The sequence below is a fragment of the Undibacterium sp. GW821-FHT07F11 genome, from assembly GCF_059418665.1.
Window position 1 is genome coordinate 291,108 of sequence record NZ_JBWKQH010000010.1, and the last position, 19,441, is coordinate 310,548.

Annotated in this window: 17 protein-coding genes and 1 tRNA gene; 4 read left to right on the forward strand and 14 right to left on the reverse strand. The window is 48.5% G+C overall.

All coding sequences use genetic code 11. The features are described from left to right. Positions 1 to 60: 60 nt before the first annotated feature. The 6 genes from AC07OI_RS24475 to rpsF all read right to left on the reverse strand — a co-directional run bounded on the left by AC07OI_RS24475 (position 61) and on the right by rpsF (position 3,856). On the reverse strand, positions 61 to 687 hold the full coding sequence (locus tag AC07OI_RS24475) for a DUF47 domain-containing protein (protein ID WP_110252962.1): 627 nt from the start codon (positions 685 to 687) through the stop codon (positions 61 to 63). Between the two features lie 144 nt (positions 688 to 831). Next, positions 832 to 2,220: a replicative DNA helicase gene (locus AC07OI_RS24480; protein ID WP_110254160.1), complete on the reverse strand. Its 1,389-nt coding sequence runs from the start codon at positions 2,218 to 2,220 to the stop codon at positions 832 to 834. A 166-nt stretch (positions 2,221 to 2,386) separates the two neighbouring features. Continuing rightward, entirely contained in the window at positions 2,387 to 2,839 is a 453-nt protein-coding gene (gene rplI / locus AC07OI_RS24485; protein WP_492708965.1) for a 50S ribosomal protein L9, read from the reverse strand. Between the two features lie 26 nt (positions 2,840 to 2,865). Further along, positions 2,866 to 3,150: a 30S ribosomal protein S18 gene (rpsR, locus tag AC07OI_RS24490; RefSeq protein ID WP_110252960.1), complete on the reverse strand. Its 285-nt coding sequence runs from the start codon at positions 3,148 to 3,150 to the stop codon at positions 2,866 to 2,868. A 9-nt stretch (positions 3,151 to 3,159) separates the two neighbouring features. After that, the gene (priB, locus tag AC07OI_RS24495; protein WP_495259032.1) at positions 3,160 to 3,459 is read right to left on the reverse strand and encodes a primosomal replication protein N; all 300 of its coding nucleotides are present in this window, start codon (positions 3,457 to 3,459) and stop codon (positions 3,160 to 3,162) included. A 28-nt stretch (positions 3,460 to 3,487) separates the two neighbouring features. After that, positions 3,488 to 3,856, reverse strand: coding sequence for a 30S ribosomal protein S6 (gene rpsF, locus AC07OI_RS24500; protein ID WP_110252958.1), 369 nt, complete (start codon positions 3,854 to 3,856; stop codon positions 3,488 to 3,490). A gap of 265 nt (positions 3,857 to 4,121) precedes the next feature. Here rpsF and lexA point away from each other — a divergent pair, with 265 nt between their 5' ends. Then, entirely contained in the window at positions 4,122 to 4,778 is a 657-nt protein-coding gene (lexA, locus tag AC07OI_RS24505; RefSeq protein ID WP_492708970.1) for a transcriptional repressor LexA, read from the forward strand. A gap of 184 nt (positions 4,779 to 4,962) precedes the next feature. On the opposite strand, the gene lon is transcribed toward lexA, so the two are convergent. The 7 genes from lon to AC07OI_RS24540 all read right to left on the reverse strand — a co-directional run bounded on the left by lon (position 4,963) and on the right by AC07OI_RS24540 (position 15,855). Next, positions 4,963 to 7,383: an endopeptidase La gene (lon, locus tag AC07OI_RS24510; RefSeq protein ID WP_492708972.1), complete on the reverse strand. Its 2,421-nt coding sequence runs from the start codon at positions 7,381 to 7,383 to the stop codon at positions 4,963 to 4,965. 238 nt (positions 7,384 to 7,621) lie between these two features. Continuing rightward, positions 7,622 to 8,887, reverse strand: a complete 1,266-nt coding sequence (clpX, locus tag AC07OI_RS24515; protein WP_422952148.1) for an ATP-dependent Clp protease ATP-binding subunit ClpX — start codon at positions 8,885 to 8,887, stop codon at positions 7,622 to 7,624. Positions 8,888 to 9,154: 267 nt separating this feature from the next. Further along, on the reverse strand, positions 9,155 to 9,781 hold the full coding sequence (clpP, locus tag AC07OI_RS24520; protein ID WP_423008492.1) for an ATP-dependent Clp endopeptidase proteolytic subunit ClpP: 627 nt from the start codon (positions 9,779 to 9,781) through the stop codon (positions 9,155 to 9,157). 17 nt (positions 9,782 to 9,798) lie between these two features. Further along, on the reverse strand, positions 9,799 to 11,148 hold the full coding sequence (tig, locus tag AC07OI_RS24525; protein WP_492708975.1) for a trigger factor: 1,350 nt from the start codon (positions 11,146 to 11,148) through the stop codon (positions 9,799 to 9,801). 28 nt (positions 11,149 to 11,176) lie between these two features. Next, positions 11,177 to 11,263 (reverse strand) — tRNA-Leu (locus AC07OI_RS24530). A 288-nt stretch (positions 11,264 to 11,551) separates the two neighbouring features. Next, a complete protein-coding gene (locus AC07OI_RS24535; RefSeq protein ID WP_495259033.1) occupies positions 11,552 to 14,650 on the reverse strand; it encodes an efflux RND transporter permease subunit in 3,099 nt (1,032 codons plus the stop codon). Then, positions 14,647 to 15,855 carry an efflux RND transporter periplasmic adaptor subunit gene (locus AC07OI_RS24540; protein ID WP_495259034.1) on the reverse strand — a complete coding sequence of 403 codons (1,209 nt, stop codon included), beginning with the start codon at positions 15,853 to 15,855 and terminating at the stop codon, positions 14,647 to 14,649. The genes AC07OI_RS24535 and AC07OI_RS24540 overlap by 4 nt, the downstream gene beginning before the upstream one ends. Before the next feature lie 200 nt (positions 15,856 to 16,055). Here AC07OI_RS24540 and hpnC point away from each other — a divergent pair, with 200 nt between their 5' ends. The 3 genes from hpnC (at position 16,056) to AC07OI_RS24555 (ending at position 18,127) form a co-directional block, all read left to right on the forward strand. Continuing rightward, positions 16,056 to 16,865 carry a squalene synthase HpnC gene (gene hpnC, locus AC07OI_RS24545; protein WP_495259035.1) on the forward strand — a complete coding sequence of 270 codons (810 nt, stop codon included), beginning with the start codon at positions 16,056 to 16,058 and terminating at the stop codon, positions 16,863 to 16,865. Between the two features lie 305 nt (positions 16,866 to 17,170). After that, complete coding sequence (locus tag AC07OI_RS24550; RefSeq protein WP_495259036.1) at positions 17,171 to 17,389, forward strand: hypothetical protein; 219 nt, start codon at positions 17,171 to 17,173, stop codon at positions 17,387 to 17,389. Positions 17,390 to 17,422: 33 nt separating this feature from the next. Beyond that, positions 17,423 to 18,127, forward strand: a complete 705-nt coding sequence (locus AC07OI_RS24555; protein ID WP_492708984.1) for a M24 family metallopeptidase — start codon at positions 17,423 to 17,425, stop codon at positions 18,125 to 18,127. A 100-nt stretch (positions 18,128 to 18,227) separates the two neighbouring features. Here AC07OI_RS24555 and AC07OI_RS24560 read toward each other — a convergent pair whose 3' ends face one another. Then, on the reverse strand, positions 18,228 to 19,076 hold the full coding sequence (locus AC07OI_RS24560) for a hypothetical protein (protein WP_492708986.1): 849 nt from the start codon (positions 19,074 to 19,076) through the stop codon (positions 18,228 to 18,230). Between the last annotated feature and the right edge of the window lie 365 nt (positions 19,077 to 19,441).

Genomic DNA, 19,441 nt, shown 5'->3' on the forward strand with positions numbered 1-19,441 from the left:
CTTGTTCGCTCTCTGCATTGACAGAGAACTGTTAGGCGTCAAAATAAAAGAGTCAGACGCTTAAGCGTTCTCAACAATAATGCCTTCTATGATATTGGCAACATCTTCACAACGATCCGTTACTGTTTCCAGTATTTCGTAAATCGCTTTGAGTTTGATGAGATTGCGGACATCAGGTTCATCGCGGAACAGTTTGGACATAGCAGCGCGCATGACGTGATCCGCATCCGATTCCAGGCGATCGATTTCTTCGCACAGCGCCAGGATTTCACGGGAATTATCCATGTTGTGCAACAAGGCGACGGCTGCTTTCACTTTTTCAGCACAACCCAGGCAGAGTTCTGCCAGGCGTTTGGCTTCTGGCGTAATTTCGCGGATATCGTACAGGGAAATAGTCTGACCGGCATCTTCGAGCAGATCCAGAATATCATCCATACGCGTAATCAGTTTATGGATGTCATCTCGGTCCAGAGGTGTGATGAAAGTTTTGTGCAACAACTCTATCGTATTGTAGGTAACAGTATCTGCCTGCTTTTCTATGCTCTCTATCGCGTGAACACGGATCTCCAGATCATCAAAGTTCGTCATCAAGGCAACCATTTCCTTGGAACCTTTGACACATAACTCTGCATGTTGATTGAAGAGTTCAAAAAATTTGCCCTCGGTGGGCATCAAGCGTCCAAACATTTTATTCTCACTGAAAATATAAGATTTCTAGAATTGTCCAGGCAAGCGCATGCAATCAAGCATGCCTGGCAACACTGTTCTACTTTTTAAGTCTTGATTTACTACTTTGCGTCTACCCACCAACACCAGCATTTTGCTTTGAAATTATTCACTATCACCGTAAATCGACAGGGAACCAACATAGTTGTCAAACTTGGTATATTCGCCCAGGAAAGTCAGACGGACACTGCCAATAGGACCATTACGCTGCTTACCAATAATGATTTCTGCCGTGCCCTTGTCGGGAGAATCCGGGTTATACACCTGATCACGATAAATAAACATGATGACGTCGGCATCCTGTTCAATCGCACCAGATTCGCGCAAGTCAGACATGACGGGACGTTTATTCGGTCTTTGCTCCAGAGAGCGGTTCAACTGGGACAAGGCAATCACAGGACAATGCAGTTCTTTTGCCAGGCCCTTCAGATTTCGGGAAATCTCGGAAATCTCGGTCGCACGGTTTTCACCGGCAGAGTTGGCTGACATCAATTGCAAGTAATCGACAATCACCAGGCCCAGCTTGCCGCATTGACGTGCCAGACGACGGGAGCGCGCGCGCAATTCTATCGAACTCAACGCTGGCGTTTCATCAATATACAGTTGCGCTTCATTCATCTTTTGAATGGCATGTGTCAGGCGCGGCCAGTCTTCATCGGTCAGCTTACCAACGCGCAGACGGCTTTGATCCAGACGCCCTACCGAACCCAGCATACGCATCGCCAGTTGGGCGCCACCCATCTCCATGGAGAACACGGCAACTGGCAAGCCGCTGTCTATGGCGACGTTCTCACCGATGTTCAGTGAGAAGGCTGTCTTACCCATGGATGGACGACCTGCAACAATGACCAGATCACCAGGCTGCAAGCCCGAAGTCATTTTGTCCAGATCAGCAAAACCGGTAGGCACGCCGGTAATATCATTTTGATTATCGCGGTTATACAGCTCATCAATGCGCTCAACCACTTGCGTCAGCAAGGGCTGAATAGCCTGGAAACCCTGGGCACCACGGGCACCCTCTTCGGCAATCGCAAAAATCTTGGATTCAGCCTCGTCCAGCATTTGCTTGACTTCTTTACCCTGGGGGTTAAAGGCATTTCCGGAGATTTCATCTGCAACGGTAATCAGTTTGCGCAATACGCCACGGTCACGGACGATTTCTGCGTAGCGACGGATGTTGGCAGCTGAAGGAGTATTTTGTGCGAGGGCATTCAGATATGTCAGGCCACCGGCATCTTCTGCCTTACCCGTACTGGTCAGCGCCTCAAAAACGGTGATAACGTCGGCTGGACGAGAGCTATTGATCAGTTTGACCATGCACTGGAAAATAATCCTGTGGTCATAACGATAGAAATCTTCTTCACCAATAAAATCGGCAATACGGTCCCAGGCTGCGTTATCCAGCAATAGGCCACCCAGAACAGATTGCTCTGCTTCTATGGAATGAGGGGGAACGCGTAAAGCGTCAATTTGAGGATCAGAACCAGCTTTCATGGCGCGCATTATAACCGTTAAATCAAATGACCAGAGCGTTCAAAGTACGAGAAGTTGGCGAGTTTGTGACAAGTTTGTGACAAACGGATAAATAGTGAAAAATTTCTCTCAAACATGAAAAAAGCCGGGTCTCCCCGGCTTTTTCCAGCAATTTGCAAAAAGCAAATTAAGCGTGTTCACCTACCACTGCAACATTAACGTCAACAACAACGTCAGTGTGCAAAGCAACAGAAACACTGTGCTCGCCAGCGATCTTCAACGGACCTTGTGGCAAACGTACTTGTGCTTTTTCTACTGCGAAACCTTGTTTAGTCAGGGCTTCAGAAATATCAGCATTAGTGACGGAACCAAACAAACGACCATCAACACCAGATTTTTGTGTGATTTGTACGGTCAGACCGGACAGTTTTTCGCCTTGAGCTTGAGCTGCTGCCAATTTGGCTGCTGCTGCTTTTTCCAGTTCAGCGCGTTTTGCTTCGAATTCAGCAACTGCAGCTGTCGTAGCACGACGAGCCATACGTTGTGGAATCAAAAAGTTACGTGCATAGCCGTCTTTAACGCGAACTACATCACCCAGATTGCCGAGATTAACGACTTTATCCAACAGAATAACTTGCATATTTTTCTCCTTTACCTTGTCGTCAATTACGCTGTGTGCAAATCAGTGTATGGCAGCAACGCGAGGTAACGTGCACGTTTGATTGCAGTGTCAACTTGACGTTGATACAGCGCTTTTGTACCGGTCAAACGTGCTGGCATGATTTTGCCGTTTTCTTGCACGAAATCTTTCAGTGTGTCGATGTCTTTGTAGTCAACTTTTTCTACATGTGCTGCTGTGAAGCGGCAGAATTTTTTGCGCTTGAACAAAGGGTTTTGTTGTTGGCGCTTTTGCTTCAATTTGCTTTTGTCGAATTTTTTACCGAATGCCATTTTTGGCTCCTAATCTAGTAAATGTGTCCCGAATTCAGTGATATGAAAAACGAGACTTTTGCTATTGCGATTTTTGCGCGCTAAAAAACCGGTGAATTCCATGGTCTGTTCCAGGGCAATTTCTGCAAAACGCTGGGATATTTCACCAGCAGCCATCGCAGAAATCTCAAACTCGACCTGCCGAACCGTGTTCGCCTCACGAGTTTCTGAACTATGCATCAAGGTAGCAGAAGCTATCGGGATACCGGCCGGGGTGTAACGCAATGCGCTTTTTTCCACAATCCGGGCTACGAGCTTCAGCTGATTCACTATTTTTTTACGCGACCTTTGTCAATTATTAAGCAGCAGGCGCTTCAACACGTTGCGCTTTTGCAGCATCTTCTTTCTGAACAGCTTTCATCATAGGAGAAGGTGTTGTTTCTGCTTTTTTCAATTTGACTGTCAGGTGACGCAAGACAGCATCATTGAATTTGAATGCTGTTTCCAACTCGAGCAGAGTTTCAGCATCGCATTCGATGTTCAAGCAAACATAGTGTGCTTTTGCCAGTTTTTGAATCATGTAAGCCAATTGACGACGGCCCCAGTCTTCAACGCGGTGGATTTGACCACCACGGGCTACAACACTTGCCTTGTAGCGCTCGATCATTGCAGGAACTTGCTCGCTCTGATCTGGATGTACGATAAATACGATTTCATAATGACGCATATATTCTCCTTGTGGACAATAAAAATAGCCCGCCTCGGCGTCAAGACGAGTGCGGGAAGAGGAAAGCCGACAATAATAACCCAGTTTTTCATATTGATCAATTGGATCAGTGACTTAGGCAATTTTTCAGTCCGTTCTTTTGAGTAAGTGCGGTATTTTTTTCACATTTATGCTTAATCGAAGGCATTTTGACTTGCATATTCAGCTCTACTGTATAAAAATACAGACTGCTTGTATATACAGCACCTTAACACTAGAAAACGCCATGCTTAAACTCACCGCTCGCCAGGAGCAAATCCTGAACCTGATTAAAGACGCCATCCAAAACACGGGCTTTCCCCCTACCCGTGCCGAGATTGCGACAGAATTGGGATTCCGTTCAACCAATGCTGCAGAAGAACATCTGCAAGCCCTGGCACGCAAAGGCGTCATAGAAATTGCCGCGGGCACTTCACGTGGCATACGACTGCTGGAATCTGAGTTGTCCAGCCATATCACAGGCAAGCAACTGGCACTGCCTCACCCCGCCCTATTGCAACTGGCCCTGCCACTGGTTGGGCGCGTTGCCGCCGGCTCGCCGATACTAGCCAGTGAACATATAGAATCCACTTACAACGTAGATCCGGCCCTGTTCTCTGCCAAGCCAGACTTTTTGCTGAAGGTGCGGGGCATGTCCATGCGCGATGCTGGCATACTTGATGGAGACTTGCTGGCAGTCAAAAAAGCCGACAGTGCACGCAATGGCCAGATCGTTGTCGCCCGCCTCGGTGATGATGTGACCGTCAAGCGCTATAAGAAAACTGGCAATCTGATAGAACTGATGCCTGAAAACCCGGACTACCCCGTCATCAAGATTGGCGATACTGAAGAAGATTTCGCGCTGGAAGGTCTGGCTGTTGGCCTCATGCGCAACTGGGTTTGAGATCAGCCCGGGTGTGATTCAGCCCTCTCATTTGCATCATGCCCGGGCAGCATCTCAAACTTATTAATACCTGCCCACTGGCAAGTTCTGATAAGCAACTACCATAAAAAAAACGTCCGGATATCCGGACGTTTTTTATTTCAGAGCAACAGATTTAGCGCTCGACAACTTATTGCCCAACAATTTAGTGCTTGACCACGGTAGTATCCGCAGGCGTTTCAGTTGGTGCCGTGGCAGGTGTCGCTGCAGCCACTGGTACCGGCTCATCTACCAAAGGAACAGGTTGTGTTTCCAGCGCGATTTCCAGGACTTTGTCTATCCACCTGACCGGGATGATTTCCAGTTTGTTTTTGACATTATCCGGGATCTCAGCCAGATCCTTGGCATTTTCCTCAGGTATCAAGACTGTCTTGATGCCACCACGGTGAGCAGCCAGCAATTTCTCTTTCAAGCCACCGATAGGCAATACTTCACCACGCAAGGTGATCTCACCTGTCATGGCAACATCAGCACGGACTGGAATGCCAGTAAACACTGACACCAAAGCAGTCGTCATGGCGATACCGGCAGATGGACCATCTTTCGGTGTTGCACCTTCCGGTACGTGGATATGGATGTCGCTCTTCTCGAACACATCCGCCTTGATACCCAGACGCTTGGCGCGACTGCGTACAACTGTGCGAGCTGCTTCGATGGATTCTTTCATGACATCGCCCAATGTACCTGTGCGGATGACACCACCTTTACCTGGCATGGCTACGGCTTCTATGGTCAGCAAATCGCCACCCACTTCAGTCCAGGCCAGACCGACTACCTGACCAATCTGGTTATCTTTAACGGCAACGCCAAAGTCATAGCGACGTACACCCAGGTATTTATCCAGATTTTTTGAATTGACCGTGGCTTTTTTCTCGGTCTTTTTCAACAAGAGCATTTTCACGACCTTGCGGCAAATCTTGGAGATTTCCCTTTCCAGCGAACGCACACCGGCTTCACGGGTGTAATAGCGAATAATGTCGCGTATTGCACTTTCAGCCACGGTGATTTCGCCTTCTTTCAAACCATTGTTCTTGATTTGTTTAGGCAGCAGATAACGTTGCGCAATGCTGGTTTTTTCATCTTCGGTGTAACCCGACAGACGTATAACCTCCATCCTGTCCAGCAAAGCTGGCGGGATATTGTAGGAATTGGATGTCGCTACAAACATCACGTCGGACAAATCGAAATCGACTTCGATATAGTGATCTGAGAAAGTGTGATTTTGTTCAGGGTCCAATACCTCCAGCAAGGCAGATGAAGGGTCGCCACGGAAGTCAGCTCCCATCTTGTCCACTTCATCCAGCAGGAACAAAGGATTACGCACACCAACCTTGGACAAGCTTTGCAAAATCTTGCCTGGCATGGAGCCTATGTAAGTACGGCGATGACCGCGAATTTCTGCCTCATCACGCACACCACCCAGGGCCATACGCACAAACTTGCGGTTTGTTGCGCGGGCGATGGATTGCCCCAGCGAGGTTTTACCCACGCCCGGAGGACCTACCAGACAGAGGATAGGTGCTTTGAGCTTGTCGACGCGCTGTTGCACTGCAAGATATTCCAGGATGCGTTCCTTGACCTTATCGAGGCCAAAGTGTTCGTCTTCCAGCACTTTTTCAGCATTCGTCAAATCATTGTTGACCTTGGATTTTTTCTTCCATGGCAAATTGACGATAGTGTCGATGTAGTTACGCACGACAGTAGCTTCTGCCGACATAGGCGACATCATTTTGAGTTTTTTCAACTCATTCTGTGCTTTGTCGCGGGCTTCTTTAGGCATCTTGGCGGCCAGGATTTTTTTCTCCAGCTCGTCAATATCAGCGCCTTCTTCACCCTCGCCCAACTCTTTTTGTATCGCCTTGACTTGTTCGTTCAGGTAATACTCGCGCTGGGATTTTTCCATCTGGCGCTTGACGCGGCCACGAATACGTTTTTCAACTTGCAGGATATCAAGTTCACCTTCGAGCTGACCCAACAAATGTTCAAGACGTTTGGCCACACTGAAAATTTCCAGGATGACTTGTTTTTGCTCCAGTTTCAAAGGCAGGTGCGCGGCGATGGTATCAGCCAGGCGACCAGCATCATCAATGCCGGACAGGGATGCCAGGATTTCAGGAGGGATTTTTTTGTTCAGTTTGACGTATTGGTCAAATTGCTGAACGATAGTACGGCGCATTGCCTCTACTTCCGACTCATCACCTTCGTCAACGGCGATAGGTGTCAGATCAGCAAAGAAATGCGATTCAGAATCATGTATCTTGCTGATGCGCGCACGCTGCGCACCTTCGACCAGCACCTTGACGGTACCGTCGGGCAATTTCAGCATTTGCAGAATATTGGCAATACAGCCAATTTCGTAAATGTCATCTGCTGAAGGTTCATCCTTGGCAGCAGCTTTCTGGGCAGCAAGCATGATGCTCTTGCCCTGGTCCATGGCGGCCTCGAGAGCCTTAATGGATTTGGGGCGGCCCACAAACAGGGGGATTACCATGTGCGGGAATACAACGACATCACGCAGTGGCAACAACGGCAATTGGGTTTGTTCGGTAATCAGAGTAGTCGTCATGGCGCACCTTTCATAAATACTGGTTAACAATGTTGGCGCACTGGGCGGAAACACAAGCCCATTCTGGAAAAAAACAATAAAAAAAGCCACTCAGAGAGCTTCTCCGGGTAGCTTTACGATTGAAGCCAGAATCGTTTTGTTAATCCATTGTACTTCGAATCAAATTAAAACAAGGCAAAATAAATAAAAAATGGGGAGTTAGCTCCCCATTTTTCTTACTTCGTGGCAAACAATGCCATCAGGCACCTGAAACTTTTGGCTGCTCATGGTAAATCAACAAGGGTTTTGCGCCATTGGTGATCGTACTTTCATCAATAACGACCTTTTCCACATTCTGGTGGCTAGGCAAGTCATACATGACATCCAGCAAAGCATGCTCAAGGATGGAACGCAAACCACGGGCACCAGTTTTACGCATAATCGCTTTTTTGGCAATTGCCTGCAAGGCAGCCGGGCGAATTTCCAGTTCAGTACCTTCCATCTCAAGCAGTTTTGCATATTGCTTGATCAGGGCATTTTTTGGCTCAACCAGAATCTGGATCAGGGCAGCCTCGTCCAGTTCATTCAAAGTGGCAATCACAGGCAGACGGCCAACCAATTCTGGAATGAGACCAAACTTGATCAAATCTTGCGGCTCAGCATCTTGCATGACTTCGCTGGCGCTCTTTTCTGCCTGGCTCTTGACGCTGGCAGAAAAACCTATGCCGCTGCGCTCTGAACGGTCGGAAATGATCTTGGCCAGGCCATCAAACGCGCCACCGCAGATGAACATGATGTTTGTGGTATCAATCTGGATGAAATCCTGGTTAGGATGCTTGCGGCCACCCTGAGGCGGCACAGATGCCATCGTACCTTCAACCAGCTTCAGCAATGCTTGCTGTACGCCTTCACCGGAAACGTCACGGGTGATCGAAGGATTATCAGATTTACGGGAAATCTTGTCGATTTCATCAATATAAACGATACCTTTTTGCGCGCGCTCGACTTCATAGTTGCAATTTTGCAGCAATTTTTGAATGATGTTTTCTACGTCCTCACCGACATAACCTGCTTCTGTCAGTGTAGTCGCATCAGCGATCACGAAAGGCACATTCAACATGCGTGCCAGGGTTTGTGCCAGCAAGGTCTTGCCGGAGCCGGTTGGCCCTACCAGCAAGATATTGCTCTTTGCCAGTTCAACATCGTCTTTTTTACCCAGATGCTTGAGGCGCTTGTAATGGTTGTACACCGCTACCGCCAGAATACGCTTGGCACCCAACTGACCAATGACGTACTGGTCCAGCAAATCAGTGATTTCTTGCGGCGTAGGCAATTCAGTTTTCGCGCTGGCAATATTATCAATTTCGGACACTTCGTCACGAATGATGTCATTGCACAAATCGATACACTCGTCGCAGATGAATACGGATGGCCCTGCTATTAATTTTTTAACCTCATGCTGACTCTTGCCGCAAAACGAGCAATAGAGCAACTTTTCTCCGCTGGAGGATTTTTTATCGGGCATGATACGTATATGAAATAAACAAAATTAATCTATGAAACTGGTGATTAAGCTGCGGCTTGACAGGATTTTACTCAGGCTTCGCCCACGCAAATTAAGCACAAATTTCCTCAGCTTCTTGGACTTGCATATTACCTGCAAAAACGGCTTTCGTCATGACATCAATATGCAACTATGGGGAGCAATGAGACATTATAGAACAGAATAAAAAAACGCCCGGACCATCAAGGAACAGGCGTTCTTTTTTGACAAGCTACGTGGTTAAGTGACTTAAGCGCGATGTGCCAGCACTTTGTCGATCAGACCATATTCCGCAGCAGCATCTGCTGACATGAAATTATCACGATCTGTATCTTTAGCAATTTGCTCCAGGCTACGGCCGGTTTTTTCAGCCAGTATGCCATTCAGGCGCTCACGCAAATACAGAATCTCACGCGCCTGAATTTCAATATCAGATGCCTGACCTTGAGCGCCGCCCAGAGGTTGATGAATCATGATACGGGAATTGGGCAAAGAAAAACGCTTGCCTTTGGCACCTGCAGCCAGCAAGAAGGCGCCCATGGATGCCGCCAGGCCTGTACATAAAGTCGACACATCAGGCTTGATGAACTGCATGGTATCAAAAATCGCCATACCTGCAGAAACTGAACCACCCGGGGAGTTGATGTAAAGTGAAATATCCTTATCAGGATTTTCACTTTCCAAAAACAGCAATTGTGCAACGATAAGATTAGCAGCCTGGTCATTGACTGGACCAACCAGGAAAATCACACGCTCCTTGAGCAAACGGGAATAGATGTCGTATGCACGCTCACCTCTACCACTTTGCTCAATCACCATAGGCACCATGCCCAGCATGTTTGTGTCCAGTGCCGAATTACGGATGATGCCTGTCATGTGTTTTCCTTTATTTGTTACGCTTGTGCGTTGTTACCCATCAATTCGTCGAAAGGCAGAACTTTGTCTGTTACTTTCGCTTTACCCAACACATAGTTAACGACGTTTTCTTCTAATACAAGGGCTTCAACTTCAGCCAGACGGTTGCGGTCGCTGAAATAATATTTAACGACTTGCTGTGGGTCTTCATAGCTTTGAGCGAAATCTTCAACTTGCGCTTTGATTTGTTCAGTAGTTGCTTGCAAGCTGTTAGCTTTGACCAGTTCAGCCAGGATCAAACCCAGACGAACGCGACGCTCGGCTTGTGCATTGAACAGATCAGCAGGGAATGGTACGTCATTGACGTTCATGCCGCGTTGCGCCATGTCTTGACGTGTCATTTCCGCCAGGCGCTCGCTGTCTTGGGCAACCAGAGTTTTAGGCACATCGAATTCAACCGTTTTAACCAGTGCATCCATGACGCTTTCTTTGGTCTTGGATTTAACACGGCCACGTACTTCACGCTCCAGATTTTCCTTGATGTCTGTACGCATCTTGACCAGATCACCATCTTCTACGCCCAGCATTTTGGCAAATTCGGAATCTACTTCAGGCAGGTGTGCCCATTCCAGCTTTGTCAAAGTGATGGTGAATTCTGCAGTCTTACCGGCTACATCCTTGCCATGGTAGTCTTCAGGGAAAGCCAATGGGAAAGTCTTGGATTCGCCAACTTTCAAACCGATAGTTGCTGTTTCAAACTCAGGCAACATGCGGCCTTCGCCCAGCACAAATGCAAAACCATCAGCTTTGCCACCAGCAAATTCGACGCCGTCGATCTTGCCTACGAAATCTACTGTAGCGCGGTCGCCATTTTGTGCGGACTGGTCTGCACCACCGTCACCATGCGCGCCCTGCTCGCCTTTAACGTGGAAATGTACGCGTTGCTTGCGCAGGATATCGATAGTTTTATCGATTTCAGCGTCAGTCACATCAGATTTGACTTGCTCTACTTCAGCAACAGACAAATCACCGACTGTGATTTCTGGATACACTTCAAAAGTTGCATCGAATGCCAGGCTGCCTTCGGCCACGTCTGATCCAGACTTTGGCTCTATGCTTGGGTAACCAGCAACACGCAATTTGTTTTCATTTGCAGCAGCAGCAAAAGCCTGGCCGACTTTGTCGTTCAGTACTTCTGTTTCTACTTGATAGCCGTATTGTGCAGCTACCATTTTCATAGGTACTTTACCAGGACGGAAACCAGGCGCTTTTGCTGTACGTGCACGCTGCTTCAAACGTTTTTCAACTTCCGATTGCACATCAGCGACCGGGAAAGAAATCGTCAAACGGCGTTCCAATTTATCTAAAGTTTCGACTGCAGTTGCCATGAAAATCGTCCAAATAGTAAAAATTCTGTGGTGCGAGGAGGGGGACTCGAACCCCCACACCATTGCTGGCGTCAGGACCTAAACCTGGTGCGTCTACCAATTTCGCCATCCTCGCGGGATGTATGTTTTATGTTCACCGGCGCAATGCCGCCACACGTTGAGCACGGCCGTTACAAAAGCAAAGGGCGACCCGAAATTCAAGCGTCGCCCAAAACTGATGTATGTGGCATTACAACTCCAGCCCGATATTCTACTGGATTTTACCAGCATGTGCCTTATTTTTTTAAATACGGGCCCAATACAGGCACGCTAAACACTTAATACCGGCACCAACACCCTATTTATCCCACTTTTCGCCCCTGCCAGCACTCATGTACTGGCAGGAACAAGGCCACAAACTGACTCAGATACTGGTTTTCTTGACCCTGAACCAGGCAGCATACAAAGCTGGCAAGAACAGCAAGGTTAAGGCTGTAGCAATAATCAAGCCGCCCATGATGGCAACCGCCATCGGTCCCCAGAACACAGAACGCGACAAAGGTATCATCGCCAGCACGGCTGCGGCCGCTGTCAGGATGATGGGGCGGAAGCGGCGCACTGCCGATTCCACAATCGCATCCCAGGGTGCAACACCCTCGCCTATATCATGCTCGATCTGGTCAATCAGGATCACCGAGTTACGGATAATCATGCCGAACAAGGCAATCACACCAAGCTGGGCCACGAAGCCAAATGGACGTTGCAGTATCAACAAGGCCATTGCCGCCCCTGCCACGCCCAAAGGTCCGGTCAGGAATACCAGCAAGGATCTGGAGAAACTATGCAATTGCAACATCAGCAATGTGAAGATGATAAAGATCACCAAAGGCACATTCGCTGCAATCGATTCCTGCGCCTTACCACTATCCGCTGCTGCACCTGCCAGTTCTATCTTGTAACCTGGCAAGAGGCTGGCCCTGATCTGATCCAGCTTGGGTGATACCTGGCTAGATACTGTCGGCCCCTGTATGCCATCCACCACGTCAGATTGCACGGTCACAGCCCATTCACGGCCTTCACGCCAGACTACACCGGGCTCCCAGACCAGATTGATACGCGCCACTTGTGACAATGGTACATATTTACCACTGCCTGTCGGCACATTGGCATTACCCAAAGCATCAATGGTAGAACGTTCATCCACAGGTTGACGTACCACGATGTCGATGAGTTTGTTACCGTCGCGGAACTGCCCAACAGTAGAACCTGTAAGGATAGTATTCGCCGCACGCATGACAGATTGCGAAGTAATGCCCAGGGCACGCAACTTATCCTGGTCCAGATCGATACGCACTACTTTGACCGATTCATTCCAGTTATCGTTCACACCAACCGTATTTGGATTGGCGCGCATGACTTCTTTAACGCGGTCAGCAATTTCCCTGACCTTGGTTACTTCCAGACCAGTCACACGGAATTGCACCGGATAAGGAACTGGCGGGCCATTCGGCAGCAGTTTCACACGACCACGCACTTCAGGAAAATCCTTCTTGAAGGCTTCAATAATCTTCAGACGCAATGCCGCACGCGCCTTCAAATCCTTAGGCAAGACCACAATCTGCGACACGTTGGTCTGCGGGAAAATCTGATCCAGCGGCAGATAGAAACGAGGACTACCCGTACCTACATAGCTGGTGACGCTTTCCACACCTTCCTGTTTTTGTATGAAAGCTTCAAATTTCTTGGCTTGCGCCTCTGTCGCCTTGAAGGAAGAACCCTCAGGCAGCCACAATTCCACCATCAATTCAGGACGGCTGGAATCAGGGAAGAATTGCTGCTCAATAAATTTGAACCCGAACACACCCAGCATGAACACACCAAGCGTGATGACGATGGTAGTCTTGCGCCAGGTCACACACCAGTTCACCAGCGCACGGAAACGCGAGTAAAACGGCGTATCGAAAATCTCATGTTCACTGCCACCACCACCTGCATGCGGTTTGACCTTCAGCAGCAGATAGCCAAGATACGGTGTAAAGATAACTGCGGCCAGCCATGAAATCAGCAAAGCAAGGGCATTCACCGAGAACATGGAGAAGGTATATTCACCCGCTGCTGATTTTGCCAGCCCAATGGGCAAGAAACCAGCCGCAGTAATCAAGGTACCAGTCAGCATAGGCATGGCAGTAGAGGTGTAGGCAAAGGTCGCTGCATCAAAGCGCGAGAAGCCTTCTTCCATTTTCCTGACCATCATTTCTACAGCGATAATCGCATCATCGACCAGCAAACCCAGGGCGATAATCAAGGCGCCTAGCGATATCTTGTGTAAATCAATATCCAGTATGCGCATGAACAAGAAGGTAATTGCCAGCACCAAAGGTATCGTCAAACCGACCACCAGACCTGGCCAGATATCCAGACGGAAGGGTTTGGTATGCAAACCCAGGGCCAGGAAGCTGACGGCCAGCACGATGATCACCGCCTCTATCAAGGTGCGGATAAATTCACCCACCGAGGACTTGACCGCATCCGGCTGATTGGTTACCTGCTCAAGAGTGATACCGACTGGCAGCTTGGCCTTGATTTCAGCAACATCTACTTGCAGATGCTTGCCCAATTCAATGATATTGCCGCCCTTTTCCATGGAAATCCCCAGGCCGACAACCTCTTTGCCATTGAAGCGCATTTTGTCCTGCGGCGGGTTTTTATATTCGCGCTTGACTGTGGCGAAATCGCCGAGACGGAAAGTCGTGCCGTTGGCGCGCAACTGCAAGTTCTCCAGCTCTTTCACTGTCATCAAAGCGCCAGAAATACGCACCTGCAAATTGTCGGTCGATGTCGTCAATACACCTGTGGCTTCAACACCATTTTGTGAGTTGATTTGCCCTACGATGGCATCAAAAGGCACGCCCAGTTGCGAGAATTTCTTTTGCGAGAATTCAATATTGATTTTCTCGTCCTGCACACCAAACAATTCAACCTTGGATACAGAAGGGATGCGCAAGAATTGCTGACGTACAAAGTCTGCATATTCCTTGACTTCTTCATACTTGAAGCCATCACCGGACAAGGCGAAGATAGAACCGTAGGTATCACCAAATTCGTCATTAAAGAATGGGCCGAGCACACCAGGCGGCAAAGTGCCACGGATATCCCCTATCTTCTTGCGTACCTGATACCAGGATTGCGCAGTATCTTTGGGTGGCGTCGACTCACGCAATTGCAGGATGATTAAAGTTTCACCCGGCTTGGAATAGCTGCGTATCTTGTCTATGTACGGCGTCTCTTGCAGTTTTTTTTCCAGCTTGTCAGTCACCTGATCAGCCATTTGCAAGGCCGTAGCACCTGGCCAGATAGCCCGTACCACCATGGCGCGGAAAGTAAACGGCGGATCTTCATCCTGTCCCAGCCTGCTGTAGCTGAGTATGCCACCCAGCAAGAGCACAACCATCAGATAGCGCGTCAGCGGAATATGCTCCAGCGCCCATCTGGATAAATTGAAACCACGTGAAGAATCACTCATTTGGTCGCTCCTGCGGCCGCTGCCGCCGGAGCCACATCACTGGCAGCAACCACGGCCTTGGCAGGCGCTGCTGCGGCAGCTGGCACTGTCTCTACACCAAGAATAGTTACTTTTTGACCGTTCTTGAGCAAGTTGGCGCCCGCTGTCACCACCACCTGACCAGGTTTGACACCACCAGCCAGCAAAGCTTCTTCACCAGAAGAGCCGGCAACCTGCACAGGCACCAGCCTGACTACACCAGACTCAACCACCCAGACTGAAGTTGAATTTTTTTCCTGAAACAAGGCAGTCAAAGGTACTTTGATCGCATTATTAGGATTTTTTGCATTAAAACTGACATAAGCCGTCATGCCGAGCTGCACATCCTTATTATCACCACTCAGACTGACCTTGGCAGTGTAAGTGCGCGTCACAGCATCTGCTATCGGCGACAACTCACGCAATTTACCAGGGATGGACTGGCCAGGATTAGCCCATAAACGCACGTTCACGTCCGTCATCTGACGAATGGAATTGACTTTATCTTCAGGGATGCCAACCACTACATCCATGGCCCCCATTTGCGCTACACGCACTACTGGTGTACCTGCAGCAACAACCTGACCAACCTCTGCATCAATGCCGGTGACTACACCATCCACATCTGCCACCAGACTGGTGTAAGAAGACTGATTGGACTGGTTTTTATAAGCTGCCAGCGCCTGTTCGTAAGTTGATTGTGCTGACTTGGCCGCGACCTCTTTACCATCCAGCACGGCTGCCGCGACGAAATTCTTGGCGCGCAACTCTTGATAGCGCTTGAGTTCTGCTTTGGCCAGATCACGGTTACTCTCTGCTGCCGACAAGCCAGCCTTGGCCTGGACTTGTGCCAGCGCCAGATCTTGAGGATCGAGCTGCATCAATACCTGGCCACGCTTGACCAAAGTACCAGTATCAACCTTGCGGGCGACGATTTTGCCAGGAACCCGGAAACCCAGACGTGACTCTATGCGTGGGCGCACTTCGCCAGGCAATTCAGCATTGATATCTATATTGCTACTTGCCAGGGTAATAGTTCTGACTGGACGTATATCTTCAGTTTTCTCGGCAGGCTTGGAGCAAGCCAGCAATAGTGTCGCAGAAGCAAGGATGAAGGCGAATGGGGCAGCGCGCCTTCCAGCAAACTGCCTCGCTTGAGGATGGATGGTAGTTTCTGGTGTTAACACAGGAGTTTTCCTTTACTATGCAGGCTTTCTGGGCCGGAACAAAACGGGTAATAATGACGATGCGATTTTATTAATATTTTATATTGACTGCATGCTACTATCAAATAACTGACTTTGCGGTTAGTAATTATAGTTAAGCATCTTGTTTTTGCCAATGACTTTTCGGTCATTAAGACTTTTCATGGAATTTAGTTCAACAAATGTCGGTCAACCACTACGAAAACTTCCCCGTTGCCTCCCTTTTGCTTCCTGCCAGACTCAGGCCCGCAGTAAAAATCATTTATGCATTTGCCCGTAGTGCTGACGATATTGCCGATGAAGGTGATGCCAGTCCCGCGCAAAGACTGGCAGAATTGGCAGAATATGAGCAGGAACTCAATAACATAGAGAAAAATAGTAGCAGCGAATCACAACTATTCAAGGCGCTGGCGAAGGTGATCCAAGAATATGATCTGCCCCTGCAATGCTTTCGGGATTTGCTATCGGCTTTCAAGCAAGACGTGGTGACCACTAGATATGCAGATTTCCCAAGTCTGCTGGACTATTGCGCCCGCTCTGCCAACCCCGTTGGTACATTGATGCTGCATCTGTATGGCGAAGCCAGTCCAGAAAATTTGCGCGACTCAGACGCAATTTGCAGCGCACTGCAATTAATCAATTTTTGGCAAGACGTTGCCATAGACTGGCAAAAGCAAAGGATCTACCTCCCCCTTGATGACCTGAGCAGATTTGGCATAAGTGAACAACAAATCGCCAGCGGCATGCAAAATGATGACTGGCGCAACATGATGCGTTTTCAGGTGGCACGTGCCAGGAATATGATGCTGTCAGGTAGCGGCCTGGCCACGCGCCTGCCCGGCAGATTAGGGTGGGAATTGCGCCTGGTGGTACAGGGCGGACTACGGATACTGGAAAAAATCGAGGCTGTCGATTGTAATGTGTTTCAGCACAGACCCAAGCTGGGCAAGACCGACTGGCTCAAGTTGGCCTGGTGTGCAAAGAATATGTAAAGAGCATGTGATTACAAACCGGTACAAATCAGCATATGTAAATTGCAAACCCATAGCAAACGATTGCTAACATCTCGCTGTATCAAAAAATAGCTGGAACATATAAATCATTCCTGTTTTTGTCCAATAGCAATAGGAGATATACAGGATTGAACTTAAAATCAAACTATCAATCACACCAAACAGCAAGCCCCTTGCATCCATTCAATGAGCCTGGGTCTGCACCGAATTCTGGAATCTGAATGCGAACTTGTATATATCGATGCGCTTTCCTACTATCTCTATTGTCACTGAACGGCTGTACCGTGATTGCGATCGCTGATGCTGCCGTCTCAACAACAGTGAAAGTCGGCAGCGCCGTAGTCGGAACCGCAGTGGATGTCACACGCGCTGGCGTGCGCGCCGTCACCAGCAGCGATAGTGACGATGATGGCGATGGCAGTAATGACCTTAATAATCACAGCGATAAGCAAGACGACGGCAGCGATTCAAATAGCAATTCCAGCAGCAATCACAACAAATAAGCCCCGATTTTGTACGATAGCCTACTCAATATCATGCCCACAGCATTGCAAATTGCCAAGCACAGGGAAATACAGGCCGCTGCCAAAACGGTACTGGCGCGCCTGGCTGGCATGATCACTGCGGAAGATACTGAACAAACCATCGCCGACAAAGCATATGCCATGCTGTGCGAGTCTGGCTATTCAGAAACCTGGTACCACCAATGCCCTGCACTGGTCTTGCTCGGCTCACGCAGTTGTGTTTCGATTTCTGGCAGCGATTATCAGCCCGGCAAGGAAGTCGTAGGCAAAGCCAATTTGATTACCGTGGATTTGAGCCCCGTTCATGATGAGTATTGGGGAGATTGTGCCCGCTCCTTCCCGGTAGAAAATGGCAGGGTCACGCAAACCCCACAGTTGCTGGAGTTCCGCAACGGTCTTTGCTTCCAGCAGCATTTGCATGCACAAATGCTGGAAACCGTGACACCAAAAACCACCTTTGGCCAGTTATTTGACTGGGCCAATTTGCGCATACGGCAAAATGGTTTTGTGAATCTGGATTACCGCAATAATGTCGGGCACAGCATAGTCACAGACCGCGACCAGCGCCAGTACATCCACTCAGACAATAAGCAGGAATTAGGCGAAGTCGCCTTTTTCAGTTTTGAACCCTTCATACGCCTGAAAGGTGGTAAATGGGGCTTCAAACATGAAGGCATTTTTTACTTCAATGACCAAGGCAAACTCGAAGAGTTATAAACCTGACAGACACAGTCAAGCTGTTTTTTTGCGGACTAATATAAAAAAGCTGGGCAGATTTTATCTGCCCAGCTTTTTTGTTTACTCCTGCACTATAACGTCAGGTCTTGGCGCAATCCACCACCGCATTTCTTGAGGCACCAGGATTGGCTGCATCAACAAAACCAGTACCAGCGGTGACCTTACAAGTCTGACCTGTGGGCTGGGTATCAACAGTGATGTTGAATGGCTTGCCAGTCAACCAGCTCCAGTTGAACTGATAATTACCCGGCGCACTGACTGCGAATTTATCTGCGAAGCCATCCACAGTATTGACCATTGTCAGCACGGTACCTGCTGTCAGACCATTAACAGTAAATTGTACTGGCACAGCTGGCACACAAGAAACCAATGCCGTCAATGAAGCAGCAGGATTGGCATTGTTCACCGTACCGGTACCGTTTGCTACCGTACAGTATTGGGATGTTGGCGGGATACCTACGGTAATCGCAAAAGGCTGACCACTCACGCCATAAGCAGGGAATTGGAAAGCGCCATTGGTAGTGACTGTTGCAGTAGTCAATGCATTATTGACGAGTACGATAGAGCCTGTATCAGCCATGCCTGACAATGTGCCGCCAACAGGGACATTAGGCACACATGTTACGGCAATATTCTTGACTGCTGACTCGCTGGACATTTTTCCTGTGCCATTGGCAACCGTACAGTTCACAGAATTTGGCTGCGTCAGCACGCTGATGGAGTAAGTGCCATTACTGGCCACATTGAATGAGAAAGAACCATCCGCGGTCAAAGTCTGGGTGTAATTGGCTTCGTTACGCAAGACCAGAACATCACCGGTACCCAAACCGGTGACAGTGCCGCCAACTGTTGTATATACAAAGCCACCACATCCGGCGAGGACTATGCCCACACCAGCTACTAATGCTGCAAATTTCGATTTATTCAAGATATTCGTCCGAATGAGTAATTATTTCAAAAGCCGCACCGATTTTTCATGGTGCTCTATCGCTCTATAATGCGCCGCCTATTATACGTTTAGTCCTGCTGAAGAAGGCAGTTCTTCGTTTTCATTACAATATGTTACGATAAAACGGCGCTATCCCGACATCAAAATACACTTCTTATACAAAGCTGGTGAGCTTGCCAAGCCATTAGAAAATTGACTGCAGACCGAATACTCCCTACTTCATTAATAATAAATTCACATTTCTACTGTAAACTAAGGAAAAGTCCTCAGTCACAGCCACAATGTGGCGCAAGAGATTTGTGAGCTTTGCCACAGTTTGTTAACATAGCTACTTTTTTGGCTTT